The organism is Georgenia wutianyii (genome assembly GCF_006349365.1).
Lineage (GTDB): Bacteria > Actinomycetota > Actinomycetes > Actinomycetales > Actinomycetaceae > Oceanitalea > Oceanitalea wutianyii.
This window is the reverse complement of the sequence record NZ_CP040899.1, coordinates 225,244-238,010: the sequence shown is the minus strand read 5'-3', so window position 1 is coordinate 238,010 and position 12,767 is coordinate 225,244. Positions and strand designations below refer to the sequence as shown.

Sequence of the window (12,767 nt, the reverse complement as noted above, 5' to 3'; positions counted from 1 at the left end):
TCATGCGATGGGGAATGTCGTGGTGACGGTACCTGATGGACAGGGGAGGCACTGCCGCCCGCTCGGCCGCGGAGGCCCCAGCCGGGTGTCCACACCGGGTGAGAAGTGGACGAGCGGCGGGTCGTCGGGTGCCGGCAGCCCGGCCGCGGTGAGGAGGGAGTCGCCGTCCACGACGACGGCGCGGGCCTCGTGCAGCGGCCAGTCCCTGTGGTCCACCGGGACCTGCCACAGCCGCCCGGCGCGGCGGGTGAAGGCCCAGTAGCGGGCGGTGAGGAAGACCGTGAGCGGGTCGGGCAGGTGGACGCGCGCGCCGACGTCGACGACGGCGCGCAGCTCCGCCGGCCCGTGCGGCAGGACGCGGCGGCTGCGGTAGGTGACGCGGTGCACCGGCGGCCGGTGGGTGACGTTCACCTCCGCCCGCGCCCAGGCGTAGGGCAGGCCGAGGGCGCGCAGCGCGGCGATGATCCACAGCCGGGGCGTGTCGAGGGAGAAGAACCAGATGCCGCTCGTGCCGTTCGGGTGACGCACGTACGTGCGGCAGTTGACCTCGGGGAAGGAGGACAGGTGCGGGACCGGCGGCAGCCCGGGAAGGCGGACGTCGCGCATCTCGAAGGGGGTCACCCCGACCCAGGCGCGACCCTGCGCCGTCTCGACCCGCAGGTCCGGCGGTAGCAGGGCCTGGACGACCGCGGGCGGGTAGCTCCAGTGGAGAAAGGTGAGGCCGTGCCAGCCCTGGAGGTTGACGGCCCGGGGGACGCGCTCCATGCGGGGAACCTACCCCCGCCCTGCGCGCCCGGCCCGGCGGGCGGGCGTTGAGGTGCCGGGCGGCCGCGCGCCAGGGTCAGGCGAGGCGCAGGAAGCCGTCGAGGAGGAGGTCCCGGGCGGCGGGCAGCACCTCGGCGGCGACGGCGTCGGCGGGCTGGTCGAGCAGCGCCGCGAGCCCCCCGACGATCTGGCCGAGGGTGAGCTCGCCGTCGCACGCGCCGACGGCACCGGCGACGAGCGTGCCGGGGCGGTAGGTCCGCCCGAACCCCTCGCCCTGGCGCAGCTGGAGCACCCGCGGGTCCTGCTCGCCGGGGCGCAGGTAGCGCTCCTCGGTGACGTCGTCGGCGACGACGAGGTGGGTGGCGGCGAGCGCGGCGTCGTCGTGGGTGGCGAGCCACTCCTGGGCGAGGAGGACCGCCGTGACGTGACCGCCGAGCGGGCGGTGGACCGGGGCGTCGACCTCCTCGAGCCGGCGCCACGGCGTGGTCGAGGCCGCGGCGGGGCGGCGCAGGAGGACGTAGCCGAACCCGACGGCCTCGACGCCGCGGGCCTCGAAGTCGTCGAGCCATGCCTCGAGGGCGGCGTCGAACAGCGGGCTGCCGGGACGCAGGCCGCCGTCGCGCAGCCACGTGTGGGCGTACTCGGCGGGGTCCTGGACCTCGCGCTGGACCACCCAGCCGTCGGTCCCGGCCGCGGCGAGCCAGCCACCCACCCGCTCGCGCCACCCCTCGCCGGCGTGGTGCTCCCAGTTGCCGAGCAGCTGGGCGACGCCGCCGGGCGCGAGGTGGTCCCCGAGCCCGGCGACGAGGTCGCCGACGAGCGAGTCGCCGGGCTTCGCACCGTCCCGGTACTCCATGACCGGCAGCCCGGCGGCGTGGGCGGCCGGCGGCGTGATGACGAACGGCGGGTTGGACACGACGAGGTCGAACCGCTCGCCGCGGACCGGCTCGAGCAGCGACCCCTCCCGCAGGTCGAAGGCGGTCCCGGCGAGCGCGGCGTTGAAGGCGGCGAAGTCCAGGGCCCGCCGTGAGACGTCGGTCGCCACGACGTGGTCGGCGTGCCGGTGGGCGTGCAGCGCCTGGATGCCGCAGCCGGTGCCGAGGTCGAGCACCCGCGGGCGGTGGTCGCGCACGGTCGTGCGGGCCAGGGTGAGGGAGGCGCCGCCGATCCCCAGGACGTGGTCGGCGCGCAGGCTGTGCCCGGTGGCGAGCTCCCCGAGGTCCGAGGCCACCCACCAGCGGGTCTCGCCGGCGTCGTCGGACACCTCGTAGGGGCGCAGGTCGACGAGGCCGCGGACCTCGTCGTCGGGCCCCTGGCCTGCGGCGACGACGAGTCCGGCGGCGACGGCGCCCGCCGTGCCGGTGCGCGGCAGCGCGGCGTCCAGCGCCGCCCGCCGCACCGGCAGCCCGAGCACGAGGAGCCGGGCGAGGACGGCGGCCGGCGCCGCGGACCGTGCCGTCGCGCGCCGCGCCGGCACGGGCTCCTCACGGCTGAGCGCCGCCGTGGCGACCGGGCCGAGCGCGTCCTCCACCGCGTCGCGCGTGTAGCCGGCGGCGAGGTCGGCGCGCAGCCCGGCGGCGAGGTCGGCGGGCAGGCGGGGCGGGGGCGGGCTCGCGGTCATACGAGGAGCCTACGGGGGGTGTTCGGCGTCACATGTCGCCGCTAGCCTCGGGCAGGGGGCACGGCTGCGGAGCGGCGCCCCCGTCCACCACCGACACCATCCGGAAGGACCACATGCGCACTCGCAGAGCACTGCCCGCCGTGACCACGGCGGCCCTGCTGCTGGCAGCCGCGGCGTCACCCGCCGCCGGTCTGCCGAGCGACCCCGAGCAGCTCGAGGTCACCCTCCTCGCCACGACCGACGTGCACGGGCACGTCTACGACTGGGACTACTTCCGCAACCAGCCGTTCCCGGACGCGAGCGCCTCGCGTCCCGACTCCCTGGGGCTCACCCGCCTGGCCACCGCCGTCGCGCAGGTCCGCGCCGAGAAGGGCGAGGAGTCCGTCGTCCTCGTCGACAACGGCGACGCGATCCAGGGCACTCCCCTCACCTACTACTACGGGATGGGTGCCGGCCGTCAGGCCGTGCTCGACGACGACATGGCCCACCCGATGGCCGCGGCCTTCAACTACCTGGACTACGACGTCCAGACGGTGGGCAACCACGAGTACAACTACGGGCTCGACCTGCTCTCCGCCTACGAGGAGGACCTCGACTTCCCGCTGCTCGGCGCCAACGTGCTCGAGGCGGGCACCGAGGACCCCTACCACCAGCCGTACGAGCTCATCGAGCGGACCATCGACGGTGAGCAGGTGACCATCGGTGTCATCGGCATGGTCACCCCGGGCGTGCGGATCTGGGACAAGCAGTACGTCGACGGCGTGCTGGAGTTCCAGGACATGCTCACCGCCGCCGAGCGGTGGGTGCCGGTCGTCGACGACCTCGCCGACGTCGTCGTCGTCATCGCCCACACGGGCGACGGCACCGTGCCCGACGCCGCCTACGACCGCACGGCCCTCCACGAGGACGTCACCGGCAACATCGCCCGGCAGGTCCCGGGGATCGACGTCATCGTCGCCGGGCACAGCCACCAGAACGTCCCTCAGCGGGTCTTCACGAACACCGCGGGTGAGCAGGTCCTCATGACCCAGCCGAACTTCTGGGCACGGTCGGTCACCGAGACGACGCTCAACCTCGTCCCGGACGCCGACGGCGGCTGGCAGGTCGACTGGTCGGAGGGCAACGCGCCCACCGCGGTCCCCCACACCGGGCTCGAGCACGCCGAGGACCCCGGCCTGTCGGCGCTGCTGGCGCCGGAGCACGCGACGACGGTCGACTACGTCAACACCCCCGTCGCCGAGTCGGTGACCGAGCTCCCGGCGAGCACGTCGCGCTACGAGGACACCGCGATCATCGACTTCATCAACCACGTCCAGCAGACGACGGTCGAGGCCGCCCTCACCGCGGACCAGCGCTCGGCGCGGACCGTGATCTCCCAGGCGTCACCGTTCTCCCGGACGGCCGTCTTCCCGCAGGGCGAGGTGACGATCCGTGACATCGCCGGCCTGTACATCTACGAGAACACGCTGCGCGCCGTCGAGCTCACCGGCGCCCAGCTGCGCGACTACCTCGAGTACTCCGCCCGGTACTTCAACCAGGTCGAGGAGGGCGCGCCGTTCGACCCGGAGACGGGCACCAACGCCGTCTACGACGACCGCCCCGAGGGCGTCCCGGACTACAACTACGACGCGATCTCGGGCCTGGACTACCACATCGACATCTCCCAGCCCGTCGGTGAGCGGATCGGCGGGCTGTCCTACCCGGACGGCACGCCGGTGGGCGATGACGACCTGTTCGTCCTCGCGGTGAACAACTACCGGCAGAGCGGCGGCGGCGCGTTCCCGCACGTCGCGCAGGCGCCGGTGGTCTACGACGAGCAGCAGGAGATCCGCCAGCTGCTCATCGAGTGGGCCCAGGAGCGGGGCGTCATCGACCCGAGCGAGTTCTTCGTGGAGAACTGGCGGCTCGTCACCGAGCCGGTGGCCGCCCCGGAGCCGGCCGAGCCTCCCGCCGAGGAGCCGGTCGAGGTCCCGGTGGACGACCCGACGACGCCGCAGCCGCCGACCGACTCGACGGCCCAGCCGGGCACCGGGGCGACCACCCCGCCCGCCGGTGGCGCGGGCGAGGGACGGCTGCCGAGCACGGGTGCGCCGGTGACGGCGCTCGCCGGGCTGACCGTGCTCGCGGTCCTGGCCGGGGCGGCGGCGCTGGTCCAGCGACGCCGGATGGAAAGCTCGGCCTGAGACGAGCGACGGGCGGGGCTGCTGCGGCGGCCCCGCCCGTCGCCGTCCCTCGCCACCGGTCCGTACGCTGGGGCAATGAGCACGGTGGTGGCGGGGCCGCAGGTCCTGCGGGCGGCGGAGTGGTCGGCGCGGGAGGCCGCGCACCGCAGCCGTGCCCGCGACCTCACCGCCGCCCACCGCGAGCGCCAGTCCCGCGGGCAGCGCCACCCCGTGGAGGACTTCCTCTTCGACTACTACACGCTCCGCGCCGGGCGCCTGGAGCGGTGGCACCCCGGCACCGGGGTGCGCCTGTCGCCCGACGGCGCGACGCCCGAGGACCTCGCCCGGCTCGACGCCCGGGCCGCCTGGCGCTGGTACCGCACGACCGACGACGGCGCCGTCGAGGTCGACGCCGCCCGGTTCGTCGCCGACCGGGGGCCCGCGCTGAGCCGCCTGCTCACCGTGCTGCGCGCGACCGCCTCCCGGCCCGCGCACCTGGGCTGCCTGGGACTGCACGAGTGGGCGATGGTCTACCGCCAGCCGCCGGCCGAGCGCCGCCACGACCTGCCGCTGCGGCTGGGCGCCGAGGGCACCGACGCCGTCGTGGAGTCCCACCCCGTGCGGTGCACCCACTTCGACGCCTTCCGCTTCTTCACCCCCGCGGCGCGGCCGTTCAACCGGCTGCAGCCCACCCGGGAGAGCCAGGCCGAGCTCGAGCAGCCCGGCTGCCTGCACGCGAACATGGACCTCCTGCACGCGGCGCTCACCCTGAGCCCGGCCTGCCCGGGCGACCTGCTGCTCGACGCGTTCGAGCTGGCCCGCGACATCCGCGTGCTCGACATGCGCGCCTCCCCCTACGACGTCACCCCACTCGGCCTCACGCCGGTCGCGATCGAGACCGCCGACGGGCGCGCGGAGTACGTGGCGGCCCAGCGGGGGTTCGCCGAGCGAGCCCGGCCGCTGCGCGAACGGCTCGTCGACGTCGGGGAGGGGCTGGGGCTGTGAGGACGTGCAGGGTGCGGCAGATGCGGGCCGGCGTCAGGGTGGCGGCGGTGGTGGCGCTCGTCGTCGTCCTCGGGGCGTGCGGGGAGGCGTCACCGGCCGGGCCGAGCGCGACGCCCACGCCGACGCCCACGCCGACGTCGCTCGAGCTGCCCACCGGCGGCGCCACGCCGACGTCGCCGGCGGCTGACGCGCCCGGCGTCGCAGCGGCCGTGGCGGACCTCGCCGAGCACCTGGGCGTGGACCCGGCCGAGGTGGTCGTGGTCAGCCTCCAGGACGTCACCTGGCCCGACGGCTCGCTCGGCTGCCCGCAGCCGGGGATGAGCTACACGATGGCCCAGGTCCCCGGTTCCCGGCTGGTGCTCGCGGCGCAGGGGCGGGAGTTCTCCTACCACGCGGGCAGCGAGCCGGTCTTCACCCGCTGCGCGACCCCCACCCTGGCGCCGCGCGACACCCACTGACCCGGCGCGGACTCCGCCCGGCGCGACGCCGCGCCGGTCGGGTCCCGCACCGTCCCCGACACCCGTTGCGCCCTGGCGCCGCCGGGCCGACACTCGGAGTGAGGGCAGGTACCCCCCGCACCAGTGAGGAATCGGGTATGAGCCGCACCACGAGCTCGAACGGGACGGACGGGCAGGAGCTCGTCCTCACCCAGCGCACGATCTTCGTCATCTTCAGCGCGCTCATGGCGGCGATGCTGCTGTCCGCGCTCGACCAGTCGGTCGTGAGCACGGCGCTGCCGACGATCGTCGGCGACCTCGGCGCCGTCCAGCACGAGGGCTGGATCATCACCGGCTACCTCCTCGCCATCGCCATCGTCATGCCGATCTACGGCAAGATCGGCGACCTGTGGGGACGGCGCAAGCCCTTCCTCGTCGCCGTCGCGATCTTCGTCATCGGCTCGACCGGGTCCGCCCTGTCGTCCTCGTTCGCTGAGCTCGTGACGTGGCGCTCGCTCCAGGGCCTGGGCGCCGGCGGCCTCGTCATCCTCAGCCAGGCGATCATCGCCGACATCGTCTCGGCCCGGGACCGCGGCAAGTACATGGGCCCCATGGGGGCGGTCTTCGGGGTCGCGACCGTCGCCGGGCCGCTGCTCGGGGGCTGGTTCACCGACGGCCCCGGCTGGCGGTGGTGCTTCTGGCTCAACGTCCCGATCGGCATCATCGCCTTCGCCGTCGCGTTCTTCCGGCTCAAGCTGCCCGCGCGCCGGGCGACCACGCGCTTCGACCTGGCCGGGGCGGTCCTCATCGCCACGACCACCGCCGGGATCGTCCTCCTCACGAGCTGGAGCACGATCTCCGACGACGGCCGGTACGACTGGGGCAACCCCGTGCTGCTCGGCCTCGCGGTGGCCACCGTGGTGGCGCTGGCGGCGTTCATCGTCGTGGAGAGGAGGGCGAGCGACCCGCTCATCCCGCTGAGCCTGTTCCGCAGCCGGACGTTCTCGGTCTCCGTCTCGATCGCCCTGCTGCTCGGCATCACGATGTTCGCGGCCCTGTCGTTCCTGCCGACGTTCCTCCAGATGGCGCGCGGCTACGACGCCACCGATGCCGGGCTCCTCATGCTCCCCATGACGGTGGGGCTCATGATCACGGCCATCGGCTCCGGCCTCCTCATCACCCGCACCGGGCGGTACAAGCTCTACCCGATCCTCGGGATGGCGATCGCGACCGTCGGTCTGGCGCTGCTCACCCGGCTGACGGCCGACATCTCGATGGTGACCTTCGGCGCGATGATCTTCGTCCTCGGCTTCGGCATCGGCCTCGTCATGCAGACCATCGTCATCGCGGTGCAGAACGCGGTGCCCCCCGAGATGGTGGGCGTGGCGACGTCGACGAACAACTTCCTGCGCGAGATCGGCGCTGCGGTCGGGACCAGCGTGTTCTCCACGGTGTTCACAACGAACCTCACGACCCGGCTGTCCCGGGCGGTGGAGGACGTGCCCCCCGGCGACATCCCGCCGGGCTTCGGCGCGGACTCCCTCACGCCCGAGGCCGTCGACCGCCTGCCCTCGGCGCTGCACGAGCTGGTCGTCAACGCCTACACCGACGCCCTCGCCCCGGCCTTCTGGTACCTCGTGCCCCTCGGCGTCGTCGGCTTCGCCATCGCCTTCCTCATGAAGCAGGTCAAGCTCTCGGACAAGGCCGGTCTCGTCGCCCGCGGCGCCGCCGTGCAGGACTGAGCGGCGGCGGCGCACCCGGGCACGACGCTGCCCCCACGCCGGTGAGGCCGTGGGGGCAGCGGGCGAGGGGTCAGCCGGCCTTGGCGGCGACCCGTGCGCGGTTCTCGTTCTCCGCGTCGACCTTCGCGGCGCGCACCCGCGAGGCGATGACGGCGCCGAAGGCGATGGCCGCGGCGAGGCTCGCCACGCCGATGCGCAGGACGTGGTTGGCGTCGGCGGGCACGCTCATGTGGACGACCGCCGGGGCGATGAGCACCGCGACGAGGTTCATCACCTTGATGAGCGGGTTGATCGCCGGGCCGGCGGTGTCCTTGAACGGGTCACCGACGGTGTCGCCGATGACGACGGCGGCGTGCGCCTCGGAGCCCTTGCCGCCGTAGCGCCCGTCCTCGACGATCTTCTTCGCGTTGTCCCACGTGCCGCCGGCGTTCGCGAGGAACACGGCCATGAGGACACCGGCCCCGATCGCGCCGCCGAGGAAGCCGGCGAGCGGTCCGACGCCCAGGCCGAAGCCGACGGCGATCGGCGCGAACGCCGCGAGCAGGCCGGGGGTGGCGAGCTCACGCAGGGAGTCGCGGGTGCAGATGTCCACGACGCGGCCGTACTCGGGGCGCACCTCACCGGTCATGATGCCCGGGTGCTCGCGGAACTGGCGGCGCACCTCGAAGACGATGGCGCCGGCCGCGCGGGTGACGGCGTCGATCGCGAGGCCGGAGAAGAGGAACACCGTGGCCGCGCCGAGGATGACACCGACGAGCGTCACCGGGGAGATGATCTCGTAGCTGAGCATCGAGGTGACGATGCCGCCGGCGAGCTCGGTGCCGGAGTCGGTGATCTCCTGGAGCGAGGTGGCCACGGCGTCGGCGTAGGAGCCGAAGAGCGCCGTCGCGGCGAGGACCGCGGTGGCGATCGCGATGCCCTTGGTGATGGCCTTGGTCGTGTTCCCGGCGGCGTCGAGGTCGGTGAGGATCTGCGCCCCCTCGGCACTGACCTCGGCGGACATCTCGGCGATGCCCTGGGCGTTGTCGGAGACCGGCCCGAAGGTGTCCATGGCGACGATGACGCCGACCGTCGTGAGCAGGCCGCACCCGGCGAGCGCGACGAGGAACAGGGAGAGCCACACCGAGCCGCCGGCGAGGAGGAAGACCCCGCAGATGGCGGCGGCGATGATGCCGGCGGTGTACACGGCGGACTCGAAGCCGACCCCGATGCCCGAGAGGACGACGGTGGCCGCGCCGGTGCGCGAGGTGCTCGCGACGTGGAGCGTGGGCTTGGAGGTGGTGCCGGTGAAGTAGCCGGTGAGCCAGAGGATGACGCCGGCGAGCACGACGCCGATGGCGACGGCGGCGGCGGCGATGACCCGCGGGTCCCCGGTGTGGTCGAGGAGCTCGGCGCTCACGCCGTCGATCGCCCCGAAGGTGGACGGCAGGTAGACGAACGCGGCGACGGCGGCGAGCGCGACGCCGGCGAGGGCGGAGAGGTAGAAGCCGCGGTAGATCGCGGTGAGGCCGTCCTCGTCGCCCTTCACCCGGGTGATGGCGACGCCGAGCACGGCGACGATCGCGCCGATGGCGGCGACGATGAGCGGGAAGATCATGCCCTGCTCGCCGAAGACGGCCTTGCCGAGGATGAGGGAGGCGACGAGCGTGACGGCGTAGGACTCGAAGAGGTCGGCCGCCATGCCGGCGCAGTCACCGACGTTGTCACCGACGTTGTCGGCGATGGTCGCGGCGTTGCGGGGGTCGTCCTCGGGGATGCCCTGCTCGACCTTGCCGACGAGGTCGGCGCCGACGTCGGCGGCCTTGGTGAAGATGCCGCCGCCCACGCGCATGAACATCGCGAGGAGGGCGGCTCCGAAGCCGAAGCCCTCGAGCACGGCGGGCGCGTCGCCGCGGAAGACGAGGACGACGCCGGCGGCACCGAGCAGACCGAGGCCGACGACGCACATCCCGACGACGCCGCCGGTGCGGAAGGCGATGCGGGCGCCCTCGCGGCGGCCGTCGGGGTGCTGCGCGGAGGCGGCGACCCGCAGGTTGGCGCGCGTGGCGAGCCACATGCCGAGGTAGCCGATCGCGGCGGAGAACCCGGCGCCGAGCACGAAGGCGACGGCGCGGCCGACCTTGATCCCCCCGTCACCCGGCAGGAGGAAGAGCAGCGCGCAGACGACGACGACGAAGATCGCCAAGGTGCGGAACTGGCGGTTGAGGTAGGCGCTGGCGCCCTCCTGGATCGCCTGGGCGATCTCCTGCATCCGCGGGGAGCCCTCGTCCGCGGCGAGCACCTGGCGGCGCAGGACGACGGCGACGCCCAGGGCGAGGACCGCTATCCCCGCGATCACCCCCGCGATCACGAGACTTGACGTACTCAGCTCGACGAGCATCCGCCCTCCTCGGCAGCGCACCGGCGCGCACGACGACGGTCGCGACGGTGAGGTTCGTGCGACCCGTTGGTCGCCAGTGACAGCGGGAGTCTACGCATCCCGGCACGGCCTGCCGACCCCCTTCCGCACCGCGCGCACAGAATCCCGCTCTCGGACGAGGACGGCTCCTTCTCCGGTACCGCGCCGGGACGCGCACCTCCTCCCCGGTCGGCGATGATGGGGAGGTGAACGACCTCCTTCCCCTCCTGCGCCGGCTCGGCGGGGACGACGGGAGGCTGCTGCACGTCGAACGGGTGCCGGCGCGACCGGGGCGGACCGCGCCGTGGCCGGCGTGGGCCGATCCCGACCTCGTGGCGGGCTACCGGCGTCTGGGGGTCGAGGCGCCGTGGGAGCACCAGGTGACCGCGGCGGAGTCGGTCTGGTCCGGACGGCACACGGTCATCGCGACGGCGACCGGCTCGGGCAAGTCGCTCGCGGCCTGGCTACCGGCGATCAGCGCCGTGCGCCAGGGCGCCGAGGCAGCCGCGGGACCGGACGCCGGCCGGATCACCGGCTACACCCGGCGCCCGACCACCCTGTACCTCTCCCCCACGAAGGCGCTGGCGGCCGACCAGCTCGCCGGCCTGGAGCGGCTGCTGACCGCCGCCGGCCTGCGCGGCGTGCGGGCGACGACGTGCGACGGCGACACCCCGCTCACCGAGCGCGACTGGGCCCGTGACCACGCCGACATCGTGCTGAGCAACCCCGACTTCCTCCACTTCTCGATGCTGCCGAGCCACCGGCGCTGGCAGCGCCTCATGCGCGGGCTGCGCTTCGTCGTCGTCGACGAGTGCCACGCCTACCGCGGGGTGCTCGGCGCGCACGTCGCGGCCGTGCTGCGACGCCTGCTGCGGGTGGCCGAGCACTACGGCGCGCGCCCGACGGTCGTGCTCGCCTCGGCGACGACGGGCGACCCGGCGGCGACCGGCGCGCGGCTCATCGGGGTGGACCCGGCGGAGGTGAGCGCGGTCGTCGAGGACACGGCCCCGAGCGGGACCCGCACGATCGCGCTGTGGCAGCCGGGCCTCACCCGCGAGGGCCGCGAGTGGCCCGGTGAGGGCGTGGACCTGCCCGAGGACCAGGCCGAGATCGACGACGCCGGGCCGCGCCGGAGCGCCGCGAGCGAGGCCGCGGCGCTCGTCGCCCGGTTCGTGCGCTCGGGGGCGCGCACCCTGGCGTTCGTCCGTTCGCGTTACGGCGCCGAGGCGGTCGCCGAGCAGGTCCAGCACCAGCTCGTGGGGACCGGGTTGGCCGACCGGGTGGCGGCCTACCGGGGCGGGTACCTGCCCGAGGAGCGCCGCGAGCTCGAGCGCGCCCTGCGCGAGGGGGACCTCCTCGCGCTCGCGACGACGAACGCGCTGGAGCTGGGCGTGGACGTCTCGGGCCTGGACGCCGTGGTGATGACCGGCTGGCCGGGCACGCGCGTGTCGATGTGGCAGCAGGCCGGCCGCTCGGGGCGCGCGGGGCGCGACGGGCTGGCGGTGCTCGTCGCCTCGGAGGACCCGCTGGACGCCTACCTCGTCCACCACCCGGAGGCGGTGTTCGGGCAGTCCGTGGAGGTGACGACGTTCGACCCGGCCAACCCGTACGTGCTCGCCCCGCACCTGTGCGCGGCGGCCGCCGAGGTGCCGCTCACCGAGGCGGACCTGCCGCGCTTCGGGCTCACCGACGACGCGCTGCTGCGCCACCTCGTCTCGCTGGACCTCCTGCGCCGCCGCCCCAGAGGCTGGTTCTGGAACCTCGCCCGCCCCGAGTCCCCCTCCTCCCTCACCGACCTGCGCGGCGGTGGCGGGCAGCCGGTGCAGGTCGTCGAGAGCGGGACGGGGACGGTGCTCGGGACGGTCGACGGCTCGCGCGCCGACGCGACCGTCCACCCCGGGGCGGTGTACGTCCACCAGGGCCGCACGTTCGTCGTCGACTCGCTCGCCGACGACGTCGCCCTCGTCCACGCCGAGCCGGAGGTCTCCTACCGGACCAAGCCGCGCAGCTCGACGACGGTGCGGATCATCGACGAGCAGGAGCACGCCGAGTGGTCCCACCCGGGCGGGGCCACCGTCCGCTGGTCCCGCGGCGCGGTCGAGGTGACCTCGCGGGTGACCGGCTACGACCGGCGCCGGGTACCGGGGCTGGACATCGTCGGCTCCTACCCGCTCGACCTGCCCGAGCGGGTGCTGCACACGAGCGCGGTGTGGTGGGCGGTGGACGCCGACGCACTCGCCGCGGTGGGGGTGGGTCCCGACGTGCTGCCCGGCGCGCTGCACGCCGCCGAGCACGCGGCCATCGGCCTGCTGCCCATCGTCGCCACGTGCGACCGGTGGGACCTCGGCGGGCTGTCCACCGCGCTGCACGCCGACACCTACCTGCCGACGGTGTTCGTCCACGACGCCTACCCGGGCGGTGCGGGCTTCGCCGAGCGGGGCTTCCGGGCCGCCGGTGAGTGGCTGCGCGCGACGCTCGGGGCGGTGGCCGGCTGCGCGTGCGCCGACGGCTGCCCCAGCTGCGTGCAGTCGCCCAAGTGCGGCAACGGCAACTCCCCGCTCGACAAGGCCGCGGCGGTGCGCGTGCTGCGCTTCCTCGTCGCCGCCTGCCCCGACTGACCACCGGCGACCGCGTCCC

The 12,767-nt window shown here is 74.4% G+C and carries 8 protein-coding genes; 5 read left to right on the top strand and 3 right to left on the bottom strand.

Annotation, left to right across the window (positions count from 1 at the left end; all coding sequences use genetic code 11):
- Positions 1-765, bottom strand: coding sequence for a YqjF family protein (locus FE251_RS01065; protein ID WP_139947460.1), 765 nt, complete (start codon positions 763-765; stop codon positions 1-3).
- 76 nt (positions 766-841) lie between these two features.
- Positions 842-2,386 carry a DUF7059 domain-containing protein gene (locus FE251_RS01060; protein ID WP_139947459.1) on the bottom strand — a complete coding sequence of 515 codons (1,545 nt, stop codon included), beginning with the start codon at positions 2,384-2,386 and terminating at the stop codon, positions 842-844.
- A 113-nt stretch (positions 2,387-2,499) separates the two neighbouring features.
- Between FE251_RS01060 and FE251_RS01055 the strand changes: the two genes are divergently transcribed.
- The 4 genes from FE251_RS01055 to FE251_RS01040 all read left to right on the top strand — a co-directional run bounded on the left by FE251_RS01055 (position 2,500) and on the right by FE251_RS01040 (position 7,732).
- Positions 2,500-4,569 carry a bifunctional metallophosphatase/5'-nucleotidase gene (locus FE251_RS01055; protein WP_179954769.1) on the top strand — a complete coding sequence of 690 codons (2,070 nt, stop codon included), beginning with the start codon at positions 2,500-2,502 and terminating at the stop codon, positions 4,567-4,569.
- Between the two features lie 75 nt (positions 4,570-4,644).
- Complete coding sequence (locus FE251_RS01050) at positions 4,645-5,553, top strand: 3-methyladenine DNA glycosylase (protein WP_139947457.1); 909 nt, start codon at positions 4,645-4,647, stop codon at positions 5,551-5,553.
- 20 nt (positions 5,554-5,573) lie between these two features.
- Complete coding sequence (locus tag FE251_RS01045; RefSeq protein ID WP_139947455.1) at positions 5,574-6,011, top strand: hypothetical protein; 438 nt, start codon at positions 5,574-5,576, stop codon at positions 6,009-6,011.
- A gap of 137 nt (positions 6,012-6,148) precedes the next feature.
- Complete coding sequence (locus FE251_RS01040) at positions 6,149-7,732, top strand: MDR family MFS transporter (RefSeq protein WP_139072761.1); 1,584 nt, start codon at positions 6,149-6,151, stop codon at positions 7,730-7,732.
- Positions 7,733-7,802: 70 nt separating this feature from the next.
- Here the strand turns inward: FE251_RS01040 and FE251_RS01035 are convergent, their stop codons facing one another.
- Positions 7,803-10,112 carry a sodium-translocating pyrophosphatase gene (locus FE251_RS01035; protein ID WP_139947454.1) on the bottom strand — a complete coding sequence of 770 codons (2,310 nt, stop codon included), beginning with the start codon at positions 10,110-10,112 and terminating at the stop codon, positions 7,803-7,805.
- Positions 10,113-10,336: 224 nt separating this feature from the next.
- Here FE251_RS01035 and FE251_RS01030 point away from each other — a divergent pair, with 224 nt between their 5' ends.
- Positions 10,337-12,748 (top strand): DEAD/DEAH box helicase, encoded by a 2,412-nt coding sequence (locus FE251_RS01030; RefSeq protein ID WP_139947452.1) that lies wholly within the window; start codon positions 10,337-10,339, stop codon positions 12,746-12,748.
- The last annotated feature ends 19 nt before the right edge of the window (positions 12,749-12,767 follow it).